Here is a 22467-nt window from a genome sequence, read left to right as displayed (position 1 = left end):
TGGGGTAACGGTATGCTTGTAGGCGCATGTGAGGGTTCCTTGAAAGGGTGTACGTGGATTTTGAAGTCTGGCCTGAAGCCATTGAATTAGGGCGCTTATTCGCAGCGCAGGGGTACGAGCTCTCCCTGGTAGGGGGGCCTGTGCGAGATTTGCTGCTGCATCGCCCCTCCCATGACCTGGATTTCTGCACTTCTGCACGGCCCGAGGAATTCGAGCCGATCATGAGGGCCTGGGGGCAGGGATTCTGGGACATGGGCCGTAAATTCGGGACGCTGGGCGCATTGAGACGCCGGCCGGACGGTACCGAGGTCAAGGTGGAGATCACCACCTATCGCAGCGATACCTATGACCCTGATTCGCGTAAACCGGATGTGAATTACGGCTCAAGCTTGGAAGGCGACCTGTCGAGGCGTGATTTCACCGTCAACGCCATGGCGCTGCGTGTGCCGGAACTGGAGTTCGTCGACCCATATTCAGGAGCAGCTGATCTGGCGAAAGGTGTGCTGCGCACGCCGGTCGATCCACGTCAGTCTTTTGCCGATGATCCTTTGCGCATGATGCGTGCGGTTCGTTTCGTCGCGCAGCTTGGCTTCAGCATCACACCCGACACCGCCACCGCCATCACCGAGATGACCGAGAGATTGTCCATCGTCTCGGCGGAACGGGTAAGGGACGAACTGGTCAAGCTCCTGCTGACCGACCACCCCAGGGAAGGTATCGAAGCCCTGGTGGAATCGGGAATCGCTGATGTCGTATTCCCCGAGATTCCGGCTTTGCAATTGGAGATTGACGAGCATCATCGCCATAAGGATGTGTTCGAACATTCCCTGATCGTGCTGGATCGCGCCATTTCCTTGGAGACGGGACCGGACGGAGCGGTTCCGGCACCGGACCTCACGCTCAGACTCGCCGCTCTGATTCACGATATCGGCAAGCCGAAAACACGGAAATTCGAAGCGGGCGGGAAGGTGAGTTTCCACCATCACGATATCGTAGGGGCGAAGATTGCCCGGAAGCGGCTTAAGGCGCTCCGTTTCGACCACAAGCTCATTGCGGATGTCAGCGACTTGGTCGCCCTGCACCTGCGTTTCCACGGCTATGTCGACGAGCCCTGGACGGATGCTGCGGTACGCCGGTATGTCAAGGATTCAGGACATCTGTATGAACGATTGAACCGTCTCACCAGGGCAGATGCGACCACGCAGAACAAACATAAGGCGATGCTGTTCTCCGGGGCGATGGATGAGATGGAGAAGCGCGTCGAGGATCTCAGGCAGAAAGAGGGTTTCGAAGCGATTCGACCTGATCTGAACGGTTCCCAAATCATGGAGATACTGGGCATTCCGGCAGGTCCGGAGGTAGGCAGAGCATACAAGCATATGCTCGAATACAGGCTTGACAACGGCCCTGTGGATGAAGATTCAGCACGTGAGGAACTGTTGCAATGGTGGTCGCGGCAGCAGTAGCCCGCAACAGCAGTTTCTAGCGTCTCGTGCAGTCGTTCATCGGCGCGGCACTCGCTGTACCTATCGGTCGCGGGTTGGAGCAGGCACGGTTCGTTGAGATGATAACTGCATCAACAGGACAGTTTTTGGCAATGATTTCCCGGAAAAGCAGTCCTGTTGATGCAGTTATCGTATTCGGTGGGTTCTTACACGCCAAAATGCGAAGAGCCCGTTGGGTTCAGAGCGATCATTGCGGTCCTGACCCTGGCCGGAAGAATCAGTTCACATCAGTTCACCGCGTCGTGTTCTGGGGCCTTGGGCAAATCCTTCATCGTGTTGGCATCCGAAACGCAACCTTCTATGGAGGTTATGGGCTTTCCGGCGGCGACGATTGACTTTTCGGAGTTGAGGTTATTGAAGGTCGAGCCGATGACGACATCGACCAGTTGATCCGAGCGGTCATCCATTCTCATGATGGCATCGTTGAACTGGGCCGCAACGGTGTAGGCCTTGGCGATATTGTTCTTGCCGAAGAGAATCTCGGTGCGCTGCACCTCGACCTTGCTCGGGTAGTCGCCGCTACCCGTCATGCTGAAGCCTCTGTTGCTCAGCGCTTCCATGACTGCAGTGCCCAGGCCGGACTTGTCGGTACCGTTGAGCACGCGGACCGCGACGTTCGGGTGGTTGGCGACGGTTGAATTGGCCGGTGCGCATGGGACGGCGACACCGTAATTCGGTTGCTGCGCGGCGGTTTTCTGTGGAGTCTTGCCAAGTGCGCCAAGAATGAACAGCGCGCAGACAACCGTAACCGCGACGAGTGCCGCCACGGCGATGGTGAAAACCAGTTTCTGGCGCCTGCGAACAAACTGCTTGCGTGCCTCGCGTTCATCGAACGGCTCAGGAATCGTCATACTCTAACCCTTCCGCAATCTTTCTGCATACACCTTATCCTTACTTGCTGACTCACCAGTGCTGACTCACCAGTGCTGACTCACCAGTGCTGACTCATCAGTGCGCGCCCCACTTCATTCGACATAAGGCCATGCCGGGCTCTCCGCTTGGTGAATCCAATCCACCGCCCCGCCTTCGAGCCAAGCCTGCCGAACCGCATCCGCGACTCCTCCACCGTCTACGCATGCGATCACCGATGGGCCGGAACCCGAGACGAATGCGTGCCGGGCGCCCGCGCCGAGGGCGAGGTCGATTGCCTCCCGTGACCGGGGGTGCAGCGTTAACGAGGCACGTTGCAGGTCATTCGTATCATCTGGGCAGGAACCCAGCCGATCGAAGGCCGCGTATACCTCCGCAGTCGGCAATTGCTGTCGATAAGCACCTATCAGTGTCTCACCAAGCAGCCCGAGAGAACGGTAATGTTGCGCGACCTCAGACGAATCCTCCACCAATGTGATGGTTTCGCCGTAGCCGCTGCCGTATGCCAGACCGCCGTGGAGACAGAAGGGCATGTCTGCACCGAGCCCGGAAGCTATCGTCTCCCACGCGGCCGGGGGTTCGTGAAGTTGCCAAAGAGCGTTCACACCGAGTAGCACGCCGGCGGCATCTGCGGAGCCTCCGCCCAGTCCCGCGCCGACCGGGATGCGTTTGGTGATGGAAATCGCGACATCCGGTAGTCTGCCGTATGCCTCCGCAGCTGCTAGCAGCGCCCTGACCGCATGATTCCGGTATGCCGAAGGTCCTGAAACGGAAAGACCACCCAGGTGCGGACCCTGCAAAGCCAGCGAGACTCCTGAGCCTTCCGGGCGTCTGGTCAGTCGTACGGAGTCTGCGAGGCTGAGCGCACAATACAGTGTCCGCAGCGGATGACGATTGCCGATTTCGGTGCGGGCGGCACCCACTCTGAGCTCCAGGTTGGTTTTCGCCGGGCAATGGACCACGACCGTATCGGTGATGGGGCCACCGGCTCCCGGTGACGAGGTGCCGGTGGTCACTCACCTGCCCTTTTCGCAGCGGCATTGAGTCGCATGAATTCATCGATGCCAAGGGTTTCGCCTCTACGGGTCGGATCTATTCCCGAAAGGGCATATGCCTGGTCGCCGACCCGTTGTCTGAGGGCGGCATGCAAGGTCTTGCGCCGTTGCTGGAAGGCTGCGTCGATGAGGTCGAATACGGAGGCTCTCGAATTCATGTCGCGTGCTTCAGCCTTGTCGCGGGTGAACAGGACCAGGGCGGAATCGACATTCGGGGCGGGCCAGAATACGTTGCGACCTATCGTTCCGGCACGCTTTGCGGTGCCGTACCATGCGAGTTTCGCGCTTGGTGTGCCGTATATCTTCGTGCCGGGCGATGCGACCAGACGGTCTGCGACTTCCTTCTGCACCATGACTAGAAAGCGGGTCAAGTGCGGAAAGCGTTCGAGGAGGGTCAACAGAATCGGTGTCGCAACGTTATAGGGAAGGTTGGCGACGAGTGTGAAGTCCGTGGTGCCATACTCTGCCGGCAGATTCGTATCTTGGAGCAGCAAAGCATCCTGATTCACGATGTTCAGACGATTGGCACCGTCCCTGTTGTACTCGCTCACGGTTGACGGCAGGCGTGCGGCCAAAGGCGGGTCTATCTCCACGGCAGTCAGGTGAGCTCCGACTTCCAGAATTCCCAAGGTCAGAGAGCCGAGCCCAGGGCCCACTTCCAGAACGAGGTCGTCGCTGCCGATTCCGGATTCTCGAACGATTTTACGGACGGTACCGGGATCGATGACGAAGTTCTGACCCAGTTTCTTGGTGGGGCTGATGCCCGCCTCGGCTGCGATTCGACGAATGTCAGCGGCTCCGAGCAAGTTGCTCTGTGTTTCTTCTACCGGTGTCACCTTCGTTGTGGCGTGTGCGGCAGGGATGCTTGTTTCGGTCATTGGCTCTCGTTCAGTACCAGTTGTGTTTCAGCCAGTACGCCTTGGCCTGCGTAGGGCTTCCGTAGCGTTGAGCGATGTATCGCAGCCCCCAATCGATCTGCACTGCGCCGTCATCCTGCCATCCCGTGCCCATATTTGAACCAGGAAGTGATTGAGGGATGCCGTAGGCATCAGATGTTGGGTTGTCGGCGTTCCATCTCCACCCGGATTCCTTGTTCCAGAGCCAGACCAAATCAGTCCATTGCGACCCCGTCCATCCGCGTTGCGCCGCAGCCCCGGCCGCATAGGCTTGCGCCTGTGCCACGGTGGGGTGCCAAAGCCGACCTGATGCCGAAGAGCCGCCTGAGGAGCCACCGGATGACCCGCCTGAGGAGCCTCCTGAATTGGTGGGCGTGCTGGTCGCCGTTTTGCTTGGAGCTGGTGTCGATGTTGGTGTCGATGTGCTCGGTTTGGACGTCGATGGGGTTGATGTGGGTTTCGCGGACGAAGAAGAAGGTGTGGACTTGCTGGGTGCCGGGCTTTGAGTGTCCGTCGAGGTCTCGCTTGAACTCTGGCTTGGCGTGGGAGACGAAGTCGATGTGCTGTCGTCGCCGGAGGCGGAGGAACTGTCGGATGGAGTGCTGCTTTCGGCAGGTCCGACGGCAACCACCGTATCCAATGGCACGCTGAGCGTTTCCGACTTGATTAGCGTTGAGCTCTCGGCGACGCCATCGACAAAGGTGGTGTTGTAGGTCTCCTTGTTCTCGCCGTCCTTTCCGGTCTGACGGATCACCGTTTCCCCCGGTGAAAGCGTATTGTCGACAACGGTCTGCGTGCCATGAGGTGTGGCCTTGATATTGGTGGTCTCGCTTTGTGTTACACGCTTTACGCGAAGCACCGTCTCGCCGTTGTCGGTTTCTATGCTGACGCGGTCCTGTTTTCCGAGAACGATGCCTTTGGAATCCAGAATCGATGCTGCCGGCAGCTTCCCGTCCGGCGCGACGGAGCTCTTGCCGTCAGCGATGACGGTTACCGGGCCCTTTCGATTGATGACAAGGCCTCCGGTGAGCTGGTTGTAGACGTTCTTGATGTCGACGCTGACTTTGGAGGCGTTGTGCTCATTCTCCTGGAAGAAGCCCAACAGTTGCTCGGCACTGGTCGCGACCGTCCAGAACGGAACCTCGGTGCCGTCGATGTTGATGGTCGTCTGATATGCACTGCGTACGGTCACCACTGAATGATTCGTCAGCATTTCCCCGGACGTGGAGTCGATGAAATCATGGGTTTTGACCTTCACTCCCTGTTGCTCCAGGAGACGGTCGATGCTCATGGCGTAGGTTTGCACGGTTTCGGTCTCTCCGTTGATGGACAGTGCCACGGTTTTCCGTGCGGCCACCCCGAAATACAGTACTGAGGAAACGGCGACGATAATCGAGCATGCCATCACCCGAATACGCCGACGCGTGACAAAGCGATCAGGTGTCCAGCGTTTAGCCATCCAGATTCCTCCTCCGTGCATATAGCAGCACTAACTGTTGCGATTCTAACCGTTTGCCGGTCGTTTCGGGGCGGGATGAGCGTTAGGGGAAGAAACTTCCACATTTATTCTGGGAAGAGCGCAGCGAGTTGGAGGAAAACTGCCCACCCATTACGATAACTGCATCACAAGGACAGTTCTTCCGAGATTTTTTTGCCACGTTGCTGTCCTCGTGATGCAGTTATCTAATTCAACGTGGGAAAACCAGCTTGGGATGCGAGAAAAAGAAGAGGGGGCGGGAATGAAGGGGATGCTCCCGCCCCCAACGGATGCACCGAGCAGGTTGGGGGAAAGCCCGGGCACCCTTACCGAAGCCGTTGTTGGGGGAAGGGCTTCGGTGTGCTTACTCAAGAAACAACTGTTCATAATTCCCAACAACTATTATTATCATACTGCACTCTATGTATAAATTAGAACACCGTGTTTCGCGCTTCGAGAAATATGGCGAGCTGTTTCTGGAATACCGATGTGCCATTGAGCTGACGAGAGCCGCTGCGAGGTTGTTGCCGAACATTCTGACAAGAAGTTTTCGGGCGTGACATGTAAAGAGCCTCCTGTCAGAGTCGAACTGACGACCTGCCGCTTACAAGGCGGCTGCTCTGGCCAGCTGAGCTAAGGAGGCCTGTCTCAACATCGACGGGCTGCGCACTCGTCGAACGGACAAGTGACAAGCATAGCAGTACCCTTGAATGACTTCGACCCGAAGTGCCGCTCCCGTATTCAGGAGGGTTCTTCGGGTCGAAGCGGTTATCGCGGACAAGGGTCGTGGCTGGCCGTCAGCTCAGTGATACGGGCTTTCCCGATGCCCCGATCGAAGGCAGCACACCTTCCTGACCGACATCGGTCGATGACAGACCGAGTGCCTTGAGCAGGGCGGAACCGGTATCGAGACCAGAGGAACTGACGGAATTCATATCCCAGTAATTGCTGTTGATGCGGACCGTCGGAGTTGTCATCTGTCCTTTGGTGCTGCCTGAGACGTTCCACAGTTCCTGACGCAAGGGGGAGTATGCGGATACCTTGGTGATCCAGGTCTTGTAGGTGCCGTCGGTGGACTTCTTGGCCACGGATTCATTGACTCCTGCCTTGATGGCGACCTGTTGAATCTGCTTGTCGCTGACCGCTTTATAGTTGGATTCGCTCGGCTGGAAGTCTTCGGCGAACATGTCGGCAATGAATGCCAGGAGATGCTCGGGGTCGTTCTGGGCGATGTATGCCGCGGCGCTTGCCGCCCTCGTCGAATACTCATCGGTGGAGAGGCTGTCGAGGAAGGCGTTCGGGTACACCACGAGGTTGATCTGCCCTGCCGCGACCATCTTCTGCAAGGAGGAATCCACGGCACGGTTGAATGAGCCGCATCCCGGGCAGAGGAAGTCCATGTACTCCTCCACGGTCGGTACGTCGGCGACCTTCTTGTTCAGTCCGTTCTTGGAAATCAGGAAGCCGCCTTTCGCATTTGCATCCGACGGTTTCGTTTCAACGGACTGAACGGCTTCGTACGCCTTATCGGCGTCTGCCGTGCTGACTGGCCGTGTAGCTCGCCAGATGGCGAAACCGGCGACCGCCACCAGAGCCACTACGACGACAACGACGATGATGCCTATCAGTGTTTGCTGTTTGCGTTCTTTCGCGAGTTTGGCTGCCTGAGCCTGTTGTTCGGCCAGTTGCTCGGCCTTGCGCTGCTCGCGCGCCGATCGCTTGCCGTTTTCCTTGCTGCCCGGTCGTGTGTTGGGGTTCTGAGACATTGCGGTCCTTTCGAAGAATCCGGCATAAGTGTACTGTACCCACATCTCGTTTCCATGTGAATATTGCGGTCCAGAAGCACATCGCGCCGTCGGCGGCTACGATTCCAGAAGCGGGATAGGGGTCCAATCTACCGACTGTTTGCTTGCAGCCACGGCGATTGCGGCGATGATGACGATAAGGCATGCCAGCAGCATGATGAGCAGTCGTCTGCCTTGGCTTTCTGCCTCGTGTTCGCTTTCGGCATCGAATATTCCCTGATAGCGCGTCAGCAAGCGCCCGGCTCCGAGCTTCAAGGTATCGGATTTCGGACTGATGCAGACCACGAGCCAGGAGATGCATACGGCAAGTCCGAGTGTGAGGCCCGAAGCGCCAAGAGGTTTTCCCCCTAACAAGGGGACGTGGACGACTATGCCGAACGCGTTGAAGGAGCCGGTGATGCCCGGCATATCCCACAGTACGGCGACACAGGTCACGATAATCACCACGATAAGCAGTGACAACAGCAGGCGGGGAATCGCCAATATCAGGCTTTTGAGCAGGTACCAGGGCAAGGAGGTGAGGCTCAATATGCCATCGGCGCGAGTAAATCGCCCGCCTCGGCGTTCCTGGCGGCTCAGACGAGCCTCGCTGAGCATCCCCTGCGTGCAGCTTGACCAGAGCACCAGGGCGCAGAGCATCATAGCCACGGTTGGCAGAGATGCGGCTATCACTGCGAGCAGAATGCCTACGCACACGATAACGAGATTTCCGCGACTGCGAAACACCGCGCATGCTTCGGTGAAGGTGCGTGGCTGTGCGGCAACATCATCTTCCGCATCCGAATCCTGCAGATACGGAGGATAAGCCGAAGTCGGGGTGTCAGGCCGCCAGTCTGCCTCAGGCACAGTCGGTGGCATTCCTATCGTCGTTTCTGATGCCCTACCTGCATCATCCATCGTGCCGCTATCCGCCGATTCGAGATTCTGCGGGAATGCGCCGTTCAGTACCGCCGTATGGTCGCCGGCATCATCTGTGTTCATCTGCCCGAATTGCGATTGCGGCATCGTCGCGGTCGTCGGCGCGAAAATCGCCGTTTCGTCGTCGTCGCTATCCGCATCGGGAGCTTCCTGACGTTCCCACAGACGGCGCGGATTGTTCGCCGAGGCTCGTTCCGCTTCCAACGGCACGGTGTTGCCGGCCAGAGCGGGCAGCGTTTCAGTGCCTGAGGAGCTTCCTCCAAAAGGGCGCATCACCGCCGTCTCTGAGGGGTTCGCATCATTCGAGGCGCCGGAGTCCCCGGCGTGGGAATTCTCGGAGGGGGTATCCGGACTTTGGTGTTCTTGAGCGACATCGGTCTGCCAGAGTTCAGGCACCATCGCATCAAGCGTGATCGCGCGCAGCAGCTCGTCAGGTGAGCAACGGTCCCGTCGCTTCGGTGCGAGCGCTTTGCGAAATGCCGTCAGTGTTCCTGTAGGCAGGCCGCTGAGATCGGCGTTTCCGGAAGCGGCTCTCTCCAGAACCGCCATCATCGGTTTCACTCCGAATACCGCCTTGCCTGTCGCGGCGAAGGCCAGAACCGCCGCAGTGCTCCACCAGTCGGCACCGGCATCAGATTCCTCGCCGTCGATGATTTCCGGTGCTATGAAGCCGGGAGTGCCCATGACCAGACCGGTACGGGTGACGTGGCTTTCGCCTGCACCCATCGCGATGCCGAAATCGACGAGCACCGGACCTCGGGATGAGATCATGACATTGGTCGGTTTGATATCTCTATGCACGATTCCCGCCGCATGGACCGCGCGCACGGCATCCATGAGTTTGCGCGAGAGGCGTTCCAGATCATCGCCCGTATAGCGGCCGTTCGCGGCGACGTCGTCGCGCAGGGTCTTGCCTTCGATGAGCTCGGTCACGATGAACGCCAAGGCATCGTCGAGTTCCATATCCACGATGTTGCAGACCCCCGGATGGTTGATTTTTCGAAGGGCCAAGGCTTCACGACGCAGGCGCTCGCGGGCGTTGACCCTCTCGTATCCTTCGGAATCGTGGTCGCGGGAATCTGAAGCATCGGATTCGTCAGTCCGGTCGTTCTGGTCGTTCAGGGAATCTCTGAGAATCTTCATTGCGTACATCTGGCCGCCATCGTCCGTAACGCTCCAGACGGAGCCCATAGCCCCGCCGCCGAGACGTGCGACGAGTGTGTAACCGCCGACTTGTTGGCCGGGAGTCAGGTTCAATACGCTCAGATCGCTCATAGGCTCTATTGTGCCCCCATATCATTGACGAAGGCTCAGGCTTCTCCATGTCTCCATCGTTCAGGCAAGTTCGCGTGATTGCCGGCGGATCGTTCCCCCTGCTGGCAGGCATCGGGAGCAGGTGGCCCCCATGGACGGGGCAAACGTTTAAAGCGTTGCAATATCAAGGGTTTGTATGCGCCGCGCCGGGACAATATTCATGGTGTATAGTGAGTTTTGGCTCAAGGGAGAGTTTTCTTCGGCGAACCACCAATAACCAAGTGTCGTTGTGCATGCGTCTTCATAGTCGTCGATGCCAGTTCAGCGGCAGAACAGTGAAACCCTTCACTACGGATCGTTCGGCACGTACCTGCCGATGAAAGGATGAACAACATGGCTGAAGTGGTATTCGAGCATGTTACACGTATCTACCCGGGCAACGATAAGCCCTCGGTAGACGATCTCAACATGGAAATCAAAGATGGTGAGTTCCTGGTCCTCGTCGGTCCTTCAGGTTGCGGAAAGTCAACGACTCTGCGCATGCTTGCTGGTCTGGAAGAGGTCAACAAGGGCCGTATCCTCATCGGTGGCAAAGATGTCACCACGATGCAGCCCAAGGATCGCGACATCGCAATGGTGTTCCAGAACTACGCTCTGTATCCTCATATGACCGTTGCCGACAACATGGGCTTCGCGCTCAAGATTGCTGGAACGCCGAAGGATGAAATTCGCAAGCGTGTGGAGAAGGCGGCTGAGATCCTGGATCTCACCGAGTATCTCGACCGCAAGCCGAAGGCTCTTTCCGGTGGTCAGCGTCAGCGTGTCGCCATGGGGCGCGCAATCGTTCGTGAGCCGAAGGTATTCCTCATGGATGAGCCGCTTTCCAATTTGGATGCAAAGCTCCGTGTGCAGACACGTACGCAGATCGCTGCTCTGCAGCGTCAGCTGGGTGTCACCACACTCTATGTGACCCACGACCAGACCGAGGCTCTGACGATGGGCGATCGCATCGCTGTCATCAAGCTGGGTCTGTTGCAGCAGGTCGGACGTCCTACCGAGCTGTACGATCGCCCGGCAAACGTCTTTGTCGCCGGATTCATCGGCTCACCTTCAATGAACCTGAACGTTCATCCGGTGGTCAATGGTCAGGCGAAGATTGGCGACGACACCATCAGCCTTCCGGCTGAAGCGGTGAACAAGCTGACCGCTGAGGACAACGGCAAGATCGTTCTCGGCTTCCGTCCCGAGGATGCCTCCTTGGCAAGCCCTGCGGATCCCGATGCCTTCTCGCTCAAGGTCATCAACGTCGAGGATCTCGGTTCGGACGGATACATCTACGGTCACATTCTGACGGATAATTCCAGCGCGGAAGAGTCCACGATGATGTCTGATCAGAACAAGATGACCACGGTCCGTGTGTCTCCTCGCGAATTGCCTGGTGTGGGCGATACCGTGAAGATTCACATCGATCCCGCCAAGATGCACCTCTTCGCTCCTTCAAGCGAACTGCGTCTCAACTAGTAGCAGGTTCGGGGATTGTCGAGATTCCTGAACCGTTGTGGCTGAAGCGTTCCGGATTCTCTGCGCTGCCAGCCGTGGACCCCCGCACTTGTGCGGGGGTTTTCCATACCCGTCGGGAGCGCCCAGGTGTCCGTCGCTGTACCGGGAGGCTCCTCGCAATTGCGAATGCTGCCGCGGTATGCGAAAGCGTGTCGGCTGGTTGTGGGAGCTGCTATGAAGTCCATGGAAAGCGAAGAATTATCACGAAACGACGAGGGATTACACCGGTGACCACTGAGCAGGATACATTGAATGCTATGGATGAAGCGAAACTCTCACAAATGGACCCTCGTGCCTTGCAGGCGACCTCCGTGAAGGCAAGAGATGAGGACAGCTCCGCAACCCCGCAGGCCTTGAGGATAACCGCGGCAAGCTCGAATCCCGCGATGTTCACTCTGCCGTGGCACAAGCCATTGGTGCAGTGGCCCGCTGAGCTGCTCGCCAACCTTCCTCGTGGCATCTCCAGGCACGTGGTGAGATTCGTGCACGTCGGCGATGAAGTCTATGCCATGAAGGAAATCACCCAGTCGGTCGCCGAGCGGGAATACGAGTTGCTCAGGCGTCTGCAGATGCTCGAATTACCCACCGTATCGCCCGTTGCGGTCGTCACCGGCCGACGCACCCCGGAGGGTGAGCCGCTGGAGGCCATTCTGGTCACCAGACATCTGAAGTTCTCACTGCCGTATCGTGCGCTCTTCGCCCGTAACCTTCGTCCCGATACCGCTGAACGGTTGATTGACGCCTTGGCGGTCCTGATGGTTCGCCTGCATCTGATGGGTTTCTACTGGGGTGACGTGTCGTTGTCGAATGTGCTCTTCCTCAGGGATGCGGATTCTTTCGCGGCCTTCCTGGTCGATGCCGAAACCGGTGATCTTCATGCGAATCTCACCAATGGGCAACGGGAATACGATATCGATCTTGCACGAACGAATATCATCGGCGAATTGATGGATCTGAATTCAGGCAATCTTCTGCCCGCCGAGGTGGATGAAGTCGAGGTCGGCAACAGGCTTGCCGAGCGGTATCATTCGCTGTGGAGCGCACTCACCGATGTGGATAGCTTCAGCCCGAATGAGATGTGGAAAATCGAGCAACGAGTCAACAAGCTCAACGAGTTGGGCTTCGATGTGGATGAATTGGAGATGAAGACCGACACCGACGGCAATCGTGTGCTCGTGCGTCCGCGAGTGGTAGACGCGGGCTATGCCTCCCGGAAACTGCTGCGGCTCACCGGATTGGATGTGCAGGAGAATCAGGCGCGCCGATTGCTCAATGACCTCGATGCCTACAGGGCCTCCACTTGGAGGCAGGGCGAAGATCTAGAGATTGTGGCCACTGACTGGATGCGAGAAATGTTCGAACCCACCGTTCGCATGATTCCTCAGGAGTATCGCTCGCAGATCCAGCCAGCCCAGTTCTTCCATGAGATTCTTACGCATCGCTGGTATCTGGCCGAGAAAGCGGGTCATGATATTCCGATGGCGGAGGCGGTGGAAAGCTACATCCAAAAGGTGCTGCCCCAATACAAACTCGATGCCCAAGCCATGGAGGACATCAATTCGGAAGCCGATTCCGGCGTGGTCGATGACGACGCTTCCTACTACAACCCCGAAGACGACCCCGACGCGGCTGTTTGGTCGAGTTGATGTTCAGCCGCGGCGCGCTGAACATCAACTCGACTCGGGCGGTGTGTTCGGGGCCGTGGTCAGATAACTGCACTAAAAGGACAGCAATTTCGTAAAAAAATCCGGGATTGCTGTCCTTTTAGTGCAGTTATCTTATTGGACCCTTACATTGGGTCTTTACATGCCGAAATGTGAAGAGCCGCTTAACGTCACTCATTACAGTTTGGCGGCAGCTTTGCGACGTGCGTTGGCGACGGCATACAGGCTGATGCCGGCGGCGACCGAGGCGTTGAGGGATTCCACCATATTGGTGATGGGGATTCCCGCAATCGCATCGCAATTCTCGCGAACCAAACGACTCAGTCCGCTTCCCTCGGAACCGAGCACGACCACCAGCGGATCCTTTTCGAAGCCCGTCTCGCCGACCATCGAGTCGCCGCCGCCATCGAGGCCAACGACGTAGTATCCGTTTTCCTTCAGGCCCTGAAGCGCCTTGGTGAGGTTCACCACACGGGCTACGGGCATGTGTGCCGCCGCGCCGGCGGAGACCTTCCACGCGGTTGACGTGACTGAAGCGCTGCGACGTTCCGGAAGTATCACGCCGGAGGCACCGAAAGCAGCTGCGGAGCGAATGACGGCACCGAGATTCTGCGGGTCGGTTACCCCATCGAGAGCGATGAACAGCGGCTGCGAAGCGATGCGTGCCGCAGGGGAGGCCGCCTCCATCGCGCGAGCGCGCTTTGCGGCCTGCTCGAGGAGCGTCTGGACCGATGAGTACTGGTACGGCTGTACCTTCAGCACCACGCCCTGATGGTTGCCGGAACGGGCGATGCGGTCCATCTCCAGACGGTCTGCTTCGAGCAGATGCAAGCCCGCGCTGCCCGCCAGCTTGACGATTTCGCGAGTCCGGTCATCGTGCTCGATGCGGGTCGCAAGATACAGCTGAACCGATGGGACGCCCACCCTGAGAGCCTCGAGCACCGCGTTGCGCCCGATGACGAGATCGTCCGTGTCGGATGAGAATTTCGCCACGCGCCTTCGTGCCGCCAGCCTTGGATCGGATGCCTTGCGGCGTTCCGCAGTCTTCTTGGCCTTGTACGCTTTGTGATATACGCGGTCCTCCGCTTTCGGGGTCGGACCTTTACCGCGGAGCTTGCTGCGGTGTTTACCGCCCGAACCTTTTGTCGGGCCCTTTTTCATTGCCATACCCCCATTCTCTCATTAGTGGCGGATAGCGGCGAAGCGATTCGGGAAGGTCGGGGGAACCGTTCTTCAGCAGCTCGTGGTAACTGAAAAGTGATAGCAAGTAGGTATTTCTGTAATCGGTCGGCAGGATATTTGTCGAACATATGATTTTCCTAGCGCTGAGAGACCATGTCAGCAAGCAGTGATGTGTAATAATAGACCTGCTAAGGACCGATGCATAAGCGTCGGCCACACAACCGCGCAGTCCGGGTCGGCGTTTCCGCGTAGTCCCGAGCTGAATACTCCGCGGCTGACCTAGGAGTTCGAGAATGACTGGTTCTTCCAGTAATCACGTCGTCCAACCTTCATCCGGCTTGTCAAAAGACAGCGATCCCTCTCTGCTCGAATCAGAGCAGGTCGCCAAGGCCCTGAACGTTGATGTTTCGACAGGTTTAAGCAGCGAAGAGGCCAAACGCCGTATTGAAGAGTTCGGGCCGAACGAGCTGGCGAGCGCCCCACCGGTGCCCAAATGGAAGAAGTTCCTTGAACAGTTCCGGGATCCTTTGGTGTACCTGCTGCTTGCGGCGACGCTGATTTCCCTGGTGGCCTGGTTCATCGAGCGTTCGCACGCGCAGGCAGGGGCGGAAGGCGCCGAGGCCCTGCCCTTCGATTCGATAGTCATCGTGCTGATTCTGGTGCTGAACGCCGTGCTCGGGTATCTGCAAGAGGTCAAGGCCGAGAAAGCGGTCGATGCACTGGCTCAGATGACCGCCCCGCAGACATCTGTGCTGCGTGACGGGAGAATCTCAAGAATCAATACGAGCGAGGTCGTCCCCGGTGACATCGTCGTGCTGGGTGAAGGCGATACGGTTTCCGCGGATGGCAGACTCGTCGCCTCTGCAAGCCTGCGCATCGCCGAAGCGTCACTGACCGGTGAATCGGTGCCCGTGGGCAAACGCCCGGACAGACTGGACAGTGCCAAAGCCTTGGGCGACCGCAACAATATGGTCTTCAACGGCACTTCAGTCACGCAGGGAACCGGCCGCGTGATCGTGACCGGTACCGGAATGAACACCCAGGTCGGCAAAATCGCCGATATGCTCTCGCAGACCGAGGATGACACGACCCCGCTGCAGAAGGAAATGACCCACGTCTCGAAGATTCTGGGTATTGCAGTGTGCATCATCGCCGTGCTGGTTTTGGTGGCGCTCGCGGTTATGGAAGGTTTCCACAGCACGCAGGATGTCATTGACTCCCTGCTGCTCGCGGTGTCTCTGGCTGTTGCGGCGGTGCCCGAAGGCTTGGCGGCGATTCTCACCGTTGTCCTCGCTTTGGGCGTGCAGCGCATGGCCCAGCATCATGCAATCGTCAAGAAGCTCAGCTCGGTGGAGACACTCGGCTCCGCATCGGTTATCTGCTCTGATAAGACCGGCACGCTTACCCGCAACGAGATGACCGTTGAACGCGTGCTCACACCGAGCGGCCAGGTTGAGATCACCGGCACCGGATATGCCCCCGAAGGCCAGATGACGGGCTTGGGCGGCAGCGAACTGCAAAATGCCGACCCGGCGCGCTCTGAAGCCGTGCTGACCCTTGCCGTTGGCGCGCTCGCCAATGACGGGGAACTGCGCAAAGCGGATTCAGGCGACAAGTGGGAGATTGTGGGAGACCCTACTGAGGTTTCCCTGGTGGTGGCCGCGAGAAAGATCCGTGCCAATCAGGCATATGAGAACTTCAAGCGTGTGGCGGAGATTCCATTCACATCCGAGCGCAAACGTATGTCCATCATTGCGGAGGATCGTTCCGATGCCGCCAAGCTCAGCGTTTTCGCCAAGGGTGCCCCTGATGTGCTGCTCAGCTACTGCTCGCGCATCAGCGTCAACGGGCATGTGCGTCCGTTGACCGAAGGTGACCGGCAGACGATTCTGCAAAGCGTCGAGGATTTGTCCTCGCAGGCATACCGCACACTTGGCCAGGCCTATCGTCCTCTGAATACGGCGTCGCTGGCCGAAGTCCCGGGCGTCGAGGCGAATGCGGCGGGACGTGTGCGCGACATCGCGGACCAGAGTGAAGTCATCGAAAAGGATTTGATTTGGACCGGTATGGTCGGCATCATCGATCCGCCGCGTACTGAGGTCCGTGATTCGGTTACCGAGGCTCATCGTGCCGGTATTCGCACGGTGATGATTACCGGTGATCACCCGCTGACCGCCGCTCGCATCGCCAGCGACCTGGGAATCATCAAGCCAGGTGACGAGGCTCGAACGGGCGAAGAGCTCGATGCCATGAGCCAGGAAGAGTTCGACAAGACCACCCGCGAGATTTCTGTGTACGCCCGCGTCGCGCCTGAGCACAAGCTCAAAATCGTCGATTCCCTGCAGCGCCAGAAGAACATCGTCGCCATGACCGGTGACGGTGTGAATGACGCCCCCGCGGTCAAGACGTCGGATATCGGTGTCGCCATGGGCATCACCGGAACCGAGGTCACGAAGGAATCCGCCAAGATGATTCTTGCGGATGACAACTTCTCGACGATTGTTGCGGCCGTCCGTGAGGGCCGCGTGATCTTCGACAATATCCGCAAGTTCCTGCGTTACCTGCTCAGTTCCAATGTGGGCGAGGTGTTCACGGTCTTCGGCGGAGTGATGCTCGCAGGATTCCTCGGCATCACCCAACCGGGCTCGCAAGGTGTGACCTTGCCTCTGCTGGCGACTCAGCTGCTGTGGATCAACCTGCTTACCGATGCGGCTCCTGCCCTGGCCATGGGCGTGGACCCGCAGACCGATGATGTGATGGGTCGCAGTCCCCGTAAGCTCACCGACCGCGTGATCGATAAGGACATGTGGGGAGACATCATCTTCATCGGTATCATCATGGCCGTGGTCACGTTGATCGGTATGGATATGCATTTGAGCGGTGGCCTCTTCACCGACCGTTCCGTTGCGGTACTCGGCCATGAAGAGCAGATGGTTGAGGCTCGAACCATGGGCTTCACCATTCTGGTCTTCGCGCAGCTCTTCAATGCCGTGGCATCACGCTCCGCTCGTCAATCCGCATTCGTCGGTTTGTTCAGCAACAAGTGGCTCTGGGGCGCAATCGGTGTTTCCATCGCTCTGCAGCTGTTGGTAATCTATGTGCCCTTCCTGAACACGGCCTTCGGCACCACTCCGCTCGGTGCAATGGCCTGGTTCGAGTGCATCGCGCTTGCCGCCTTCGTGCTGGTGGCGTCCGAATTGAGGAAATTGGTGCTTCGCGCCATTGAAAAGCGACGTGCGTAGCCGACAGAAGCCGCTAGTGTAGGGATTCATCCCAATACACGGCATGTTGTATGAGGGGACCGTTGATATTTCAACGGTCCCCTCATTGTTGCAGCTGAAGCTACTTTCAAATCCCTACACAAACGAGTTCGCTTTGTGCATTGCGTCTATTAGTTGAGAGCATAGGACTGTATCCCGGCTTTGACTGAGTCTGTGGAGGAGAGGAGCGTTACCCTTGCAGGAGCAGTCGGGTAGATTCTGCTGGTGAAGGTTGCTAAGCCATTGTTGACGAAAATTTCTATCGAAGAATTGTCAACATAGATGTGCAGATCGAGATGTTCCAACGTGCCGCATTCCCAGCTACGCTCACCATCCTTGCCGCCTCTGTCGAAAGTCAGAAGCTCTTGCCCGGAATCGTAGACGAAGCTGGCTTTGATACCGTTGCCCAAGTCGAAGGCAAGTCCAAGATTATCTGCATGTACTTGAAGATTGTCTACTGAGAAAAGCAGTTCGAAGCGGTTCTCGTCAGGGGACACTATCACGTCGCCGTTTGTGACGGAGCGCTCGCAATCAGTGAGAACGCTGCCTCGGAGGCTTTCGAGTTCTTTGACCGGAGTCATGGTGACTTTGCCGTCCACATATTTAAGTTCACGAGGAAGTGTGAAAGCGCCTGCCCAGCCGTCCTTTTGCTCGGGCATGGGGGTGAGCCACATATTCATCCAGCCGAAGCATATACGACGACCATCTGGAGCTTCGAAAGTTTGGGGCGCATAGAAATCGTGACCCCGATCCAGTTCTTCGAAGTCCCCGTGAGTCAGCTGTAGGGTCTGGTAATCAAAGTCTCCGGCGATATATCCCGACTGGAACACGTTGCGGTATCTATGCCCATCCGCTTCAAGACCTACAGGCGACATCATCAATATGTGCATGCCGTCGAGTTCAAAGAAATCCGGGCATTCCCACATGTTGCCGATCTTGTGATCGGATTGTGCCAGGTTCCCTTCGAGTTGCCAGGTGTGAAGATCGGGTGAGCTGTAAAGCAACGCGCGGGCATCATCCTCGGCGCTTGTGCTTCCGATCACGACGTACCATGTGTCGTTGTGCTTCCAGACTTTCGGGTCGCGGAAGTTTTGGGTGTTGTCGCTCGGAGGGCCGGGAATCACGGGGTTCCCTGCGTACTTTTCGAAGTGTGTACCGTCCCGGCTGATAGCGAGGTTCTGTGATTCACTGAAATCCGAGTTGAAGGGTTCGATGTCTCCGGTGTTGAATATCTGACCTGTGTAGATGAGATTGAGTGTGTCGCCTTCGACTACAGCACTTCCCGAGTAGCATCCGTCGCGGTCGCTGCCGTCGCCTGGTGCCAATGCTACTGGCCGGTCCACCCAGTGAACCATATCGGTGCTGGTGGCGTGACCCCAATGCATCGGTCCCCATTCGCTGGTGTACGGGTGATGCTGATAGAAGGCGTGGTATAGGCCTTTGAAGTAGACCAGACCGTTAGGGTCGTTCATCCAGCCGACCGGTGGCATCAGATGGTATCCAAGACGATAGCGTTCGTTGATGCTTTCTTTGTGTGTGCTGATCCATTCATCGGCTTCTGACGTGTCGTTTCGTGTCGTTTCGGCTGGGGTGCTGGTCATGATTCTCCTTGAGTGATTGGTCGGACCTCATTGTTGTGACCGAGAGCTGGGTGTGAGAGATCTGTGGGTGATATGAGGGAAGTGGGTAGCGGCGTGACGCCTGCGCGTTACATGGATTTGGTGATGCCGATCAGCACAACCCCGATGCATACGAAGATTAGGCCTACGATGACGGCGTTGCGTTCCTTGCTGGTCTTGGCTTCCTTCAAGAAGAGGATGCCGCCGATGGTGGAAATAACAAGTCCCAGTTGCGAAAGCGGGAAGCTTATGGCAACGCCAAGCGAGGCATTGGAATAGAACATAATGAGATTTCCGGTTGCCCAGAGTATGCCGGGGATCATCAGTTGCGCGGTTTTGACACTCAGACGATGTTCGGACTTCATGGTGATGCAGAATGCGCCGATGACCATGCCGACCGATTGAGGCAGCACCACATCGAATGAGTTGATGTGGAATACCTGGATGAGCACGACATACGCGATGATGGCGATGGACGAGATCGTGACCAGCATCAGGCCTTTGCGCGTATCTTCTGACTTATCCTTTTTCTCTGAATAGGCTGTGAGTGCGATGCCCACAATGAATGTCAGTAGTGCCACGGCCGCAAGGGCAAGCGCGCCCGCGTCTTTGAGTTCGTGAAGGAATACCACCCCCACCAGGCCGGTTCCAATGAGCTGCATGCCGGTGGTGATGGGTATGGTGCGGGAGACACCCAGGGCTTTGAATGACTTCACCTGATAGAGGCAGCCTATCGACCATATGAAGCCGGAAAGAAGGCTGATCGATACGTTCAAGGCGTTGTAATTGTGTGGGGTGAACGGAAAGCTCAGCAGGGCAAACAATAATGCACCGAGTGTGACCCCGAGCGTCTGCTGACCGGTGTTTCCACCGAATTTTGGTATGACCAAGGCATACAGGCCCCAGAGGATCGAGGGCATGATAGCGAGGAGGATTTCCATGATTCAACCTTTCAGTACTGTTCCGAATGATTGCGTCGTTGCGATTCGGTAACTGCTTCAACGTCAGGGTTAAGGAGAGTCTGCACAGACCGTCCAAATTGTCAAACGTTTGACAATTATTCTATATACATCTTCCTGACTATGCAAATCTTGCTGTGCGGGTGTTGCTTGATGTGCCTGTGCAGGTATGGCGGTACCACTCACTTACAATTGGTGAGGTAAATCTTTAGAACTCTGTGGGGTGGCGTCAATGGCTCGTGCAAAAGGGACATCAATGCGTCCGACCCTATTCGATGTTGCCACCGAGGCTGGTGTCTCTGCGACAACGGTTTCACGGGTATTGAACAATCGCGGTTCCCTAAGCGAGAAGACGCGATTAAAAGTTTTCCAGGCAGTGAGGGAAACTGGTTATCATCCAAATCAAAGTGCGCGAACCTTATGGGGGAAACGTAGCAAGCTGACTGGCCTAATCTTTCCGACGACGCAGAATCCATTCTATGGCGATATGGTCTACGAGTTGGAGCGAGAACTCTTCAAGCGTGGTTATAAAACGCTGCTATGCAACAGCAGTGAGGACAGCGAACAGGAACGGCAATTCCTTGATCTGCTGCTCGCCAACCAGGCTGATGGCATGATTGTTGGGTCGCATAATTTGGATATTCGTGCCTATCAGCAATCCGACCTGCCTGTGGTGAGCATCGATAGGGTCACAAACCATACCATTCCGGTGGTCAGTTCCGACAATTATCAGGGCGGAAGGATGGCAACCGAAGAACTGTGGAAGAGGGGTGCCCGGATGATCGGGCACATCAATTCTGCTGAAGTCGTAGAAGCCCCGTACAGCTATGAACGCCGGCGTGGATACGAGGATGTGGTAATGGAAAAGGGGCTTGAACCGACAGTGTTCCGTGTGGATTGGGCGCTTGCTTGGGAAGAGAAAGTCCCGTTCCTGCTACGTATCCTTGAGGACAATCCGACATTGGACGGATTGTTCATCGCGGATGATATGACTGCTTCGCTGATGATGACGATGTGCCGCGAACGGCATAAACATATAGCTATCGTCGGTTACGACGGTTCCGATACGGTGCGGAAATACATACCGGATCTGCCGACGATCGTCCAGCCTATTCATGACATGGCGAAAACCGCCGTGGATGTGTTGATAAGGGAGATTAACGGAGATTTCTCTGTATCAGGCAGTAGATTCAGACTCCCCGTATCCTTCTTGCCTGAACGTCGGTTCTCATGAATGGAACTTAATTGATAGTTCCGTCGCCATTTCAGCCATTTCGGAGTGCTTGGAGCATGTCTCTAGGGACAGTGAAGCGGGTTGGACGCGGTTGTGTAGGGATTCATCCCAATACACGGCATGTTGCATGAGGGGACCGTTGAAATATCAACGGTCCCCTCATTGTTGCAGCTGAAGCTACTTTCAAATCCCTACACAAACGATGCGAGACGCTTGCGGACATAGGGAAAACGGCTTACTCCTCGCTCTCGGAGACGTCCGCGCGGTAGAAATTCACGAAGGATCGCGAAGGAGTGGGCCCGCGCTGCCCCTGATAGTGAGAACCGGTGCCGTCCGAGCCGTAGGGGTGAGCTGCGGGTGAGGAGAGCTCGAAGAAGCACATCTGCCCGATTTTCATACCCGGCCACAGTTTGACAGGTAGATTGCTGACATTCGACAACTCAAGGGTAATGTGCCCTTCAAAACCTGGATCGATGAACCCTGCTGTGGAATGAGTGAGAATGCCAAGACGTCCGAGTGAGCTTTTCCCCTCGAGCCGTGCTGCGATTGAGCCATCAAGTTTGACGTATTCCCAGGTGGAACCCAGCACGAACTCCCCTGGATGCAGAATCCATGGCTCGTCGGGTGCGACCTCGATCTGTTCCGTCAGGTTGCCCTGGTCCTCCGAAGGGTCGACATACGTGTACTCATGATTGTTGAACAGTCGGAAGAAGCGATCCAAGCGCACATCAACGCTTGCTGGTTGAACCATCTCAGGGGTCCAAGGGGTCAAGGAGATCCCACCCTGGGTCTGTGCGGCAATAATGTCGCGGTCGCTCAACAGCATGATTCGCTCCTTTGTAATGGGTAACTCAAGACATTCTAGCGGTCTGGCTGCTACATCCGTTTCGCGGCATCGTGCAAGGTGATTCGGACGGTTTCCAATCTGGCTGGGTTCCCCCTGTGACGATGGTTACGAGCCGAACCCCACAAATCGGCAGGATTCCCAGACTACTATCAGAAAATCCTATATATCTGCCAAGGTGGTGATGGTCTACTTGTGGTTATCAACGGAAATCAACAAATCCGAAGATCAGGAACACGAATTGTTCCCGATAACTGAATCCTTCTTCTCTCTCCTTTCTCACCCGGCGGTCAACCCCCGCCGGGTTTCTCTTTATCCTCTGCCACGCAATGCGTAGACTGTTCCTCAGAGTTCTGTAACCGGCA

General features: G+C 57.0%; 15 protein-coding genes and 1 tRNA gene. 5 read left to right on the top strand and 11 right to left on the bottom strand.

What is annotated here, in order from left to right; translation table 11 throughout:
• The first annotated feature begins 53 nt into the window (after positions 1 to 53).
• Positions 54 to 1466: a CCA tRNA nucleotidyltransferase gene (locus DB51_RS00595; RefSeq protein ID WP_034250701.1), complete on the top strand. Its 1413-nt coding sequence runs from the start codon at positions 54 to 56 to the stop codon at positions 1464 to 1466.
• A 266-nt stretch (positions 1467 to 1732) separates the two neighbouring features.
• On the opposite strand, the gene DB51_RS00590 is transcribed toward DB51_RS00595, so the two are convergent.
• From DB51_RS00590 to DB51_RS00560, 7 genes are all read right to left on the bottom strand, one after another.
• Positions 1733 to 2356: a LytR C-terminal domain-containing protein gene (locus DB51_RS00590; protein WP_238548262.1), complete on the bottom strand. Its 624-nt coding sequence runs from the start codon at positions 2354 to 2356 to the stop codon at positions 1733 to 1735.
• Positions 2357 to 2470: 114 nt separating this feature from the next.
• A complete protein-coding gene (locus DB51_RS00585) occupies positions 2471 to 3391 on the bottom strand; it encodes a 4-(cytidine 5'-diphospho)-2-C-methyl-D-erythritol kinase (RefSeq protein ID WP_238548261.1) in 921 nt (306 codons plus the stop codon).
• Complete coding sequence (gene rsmA / locus DB51_RS00580) at positions 3388 to 4308, bottom strand: 16S rRNA (adenine(1518)-N(6)/adenine(1519)-N(6))-dimethyltransferase RsmA (RefSeq protein ID WP_084674450.1); 921 nt, start codon at positions 4306 to 4308, stop codon at positions 3388 to 3390. Before rsmA ends, DB51_RS00585 begins: the two co-directional genes overlap by 4 nt.
• Before the next feature lie 10 nt (positions 4309 to 4318).
• Complete coding sequence (locus tag DB51_RS00575; protein WP_034250980.1) at positions 4319 to 5785, bottom strand: aggregation-promoting factor C-terminal-like domain-containing protein; 1467 nt, start codon at positions 5783 to 5785, stop codon at positions 4319 to 4321.
• Between the two features lie 587 nt (positions 5786 to 6372).
• A tRNA-Thr gene (locus tag DB51_RS00570) sits at positions 6373 to 6446 on the bottom strand.
• A gap of 154 nt (positions 6447 to 6600) precedes the next feature.
• Complete coding sequence (locus tag DB51_RS00565) at positions 6601 to 7569, bottom strand: DsbA family protein (protein ID WP_034250977.1); 969 nt, start codon at positions 7567 to 7569, stop codon at positions 6601 to 6603.
• Positions 7570 to 7665: 96 nt separating this feature from the next.
• Entirely contained in the window at positions 7666 to 9810 is a 2145-nt protein-coding gene (locus tag DB51_RS00560; protein ID WP_432762344.1) for a serine/threonine-protein kinase, read from the bottom strand.
• 363 nt (positions 9811 to 10173) lie between these two features.
• On the opposite strand from DB51_RS00560, the gene DB51_RS00555 reads away from it, so the two are divergent.
• Both DB51_RS00555 and DB51_RS00550 read left to right on the top strand, forming a co-directional pair.
• Positions 10174 to 11301, top strand: coding sequence for an ABC transporter ATP-binding protein (locus DB51_RS00555; protein ID WP_034250971.1), 1128 nt, complete (start codon positions 10174 to 10176; stop codon positions 11299 to 11301).
• 320 nt (positions 11302 to 11621) lie between these two features.
• Positions 11622 to 12986 (top strand): DUF4032 domain-containing protein, encoded by a 1365-nt coding sequence (locus tag DB51_RS00550; protein ID WP_432762343.1) that lies wholly within the window; start codon positions 11622 to 11624, stop codon positions 12984 to 12986.
• 195 nt (positions 12987 to 13181) lie between these two features.
• On the opposite strand, the gene rlmB is transcribed toward DB51_RS00550, so the two are convergent.
• A complete protein-coding gene (gene rlmB, locus DB51_RS00545) occupies positions 13182 to 14171 on the bottom strand; it encodes a 23S rRNA (guanosine(2251)-2'-O)-methyltransferase RlmB (protein WP_034250699.1) in 990 nt (329 codons plus the stop codon).
• 308 nt (positions 14172 to 14479) lie between these two features.
• Here rlmB and DB51_RS00540 point away from each other — a divergent pair, with 308 nt between their 5' ends.
• Positions 14480 to 17428: a cation-translocating P-type ATPase gene (locus tag DB51_RS00540; RefSeq protein ID WP_034250698.1), complete on the top strand. Its 2949-nt coding sequence runs from the start codon at positions 14480 to 14482 to the stop codon at positions 17426 to 17428.
• A 149-nt stretch (positions 17429 to 17577) separates the two neighbouring features.
• Here DB51_RS00540 and DB51_RS00535 read toward each other — a convergent pair whose 3' ends face one another.
• Complete coding sequence (locus DB51_RS00535) at positions 17578 to 19047, bottom strand: glycoside hydrolase family 32 protein (RefSeq protein ID WP_084674449.1); 1470 nt, start codon at positions 19045 to 19047, stop codon at positions 17578 to 17580.
• A 107-nt stretch (positions 19048 to 19154) separates the two neighbouring features.
• Complete coding sequence (locus DB51_RS00530) at positions 19155 to 20006, bottom strand: GRP family sugar transporter (RefSeq protein WP_034250697.1); 852 nt, start codon at positions 20004 to 20006, stop codon at positions 19155 to 19157.
• Positions 20007 to 20256: 250 nt separating this feature from the next.
• Here DB51_RS00530 and DB51_RS00525 point away from each other — a divergent pair, with 250 nt between their 5' ends.
• Positions 20257 to 21258, top strand: a complete 1002-nt coding sequence (locus DB51_RS00525; protein ID WP_202961972.1) for a LacI family DNA-binding transcriptional regulator — start codon at positions 20257 to 20259, stop codon at positions 21256 to 21258.
• A gap of 235 nt (positions 21259 to 21493) precedes the next feature.
• Here the strand turns inward: DB51_RS00525 and dcd are convergent, their stop codons facing one another.
• Positions 21494 to 22084 (bottom strand): dCTP deaminase, encoded by a 591-nt coding sequence (gene dcd, locus DB51_RS00520; protein ID WP_034250695.1) that lies wholly within the window; start codon positions 22082 to 22084, stop codon positions 21494 to 21496.
• Between the last annotated feature and the right edge of the window lie 383 nt (positions 22085 to 22467).

Origin of the sequence: Bifidobacterium crudilactis, assembly GCF_000738005.1 — a bacterium.
In the GTDB taxonomy this organism is placed as follows: Bacteria; Actinomycetota; Actinomycetes; order Actinomycetales; family Bifidobacteriaceae; genus Bombiscardovia; species Bombiscardovia crudilactis.
This window is presented reverse-complemented; position numbering and strand designations above follow the sequence as displayed.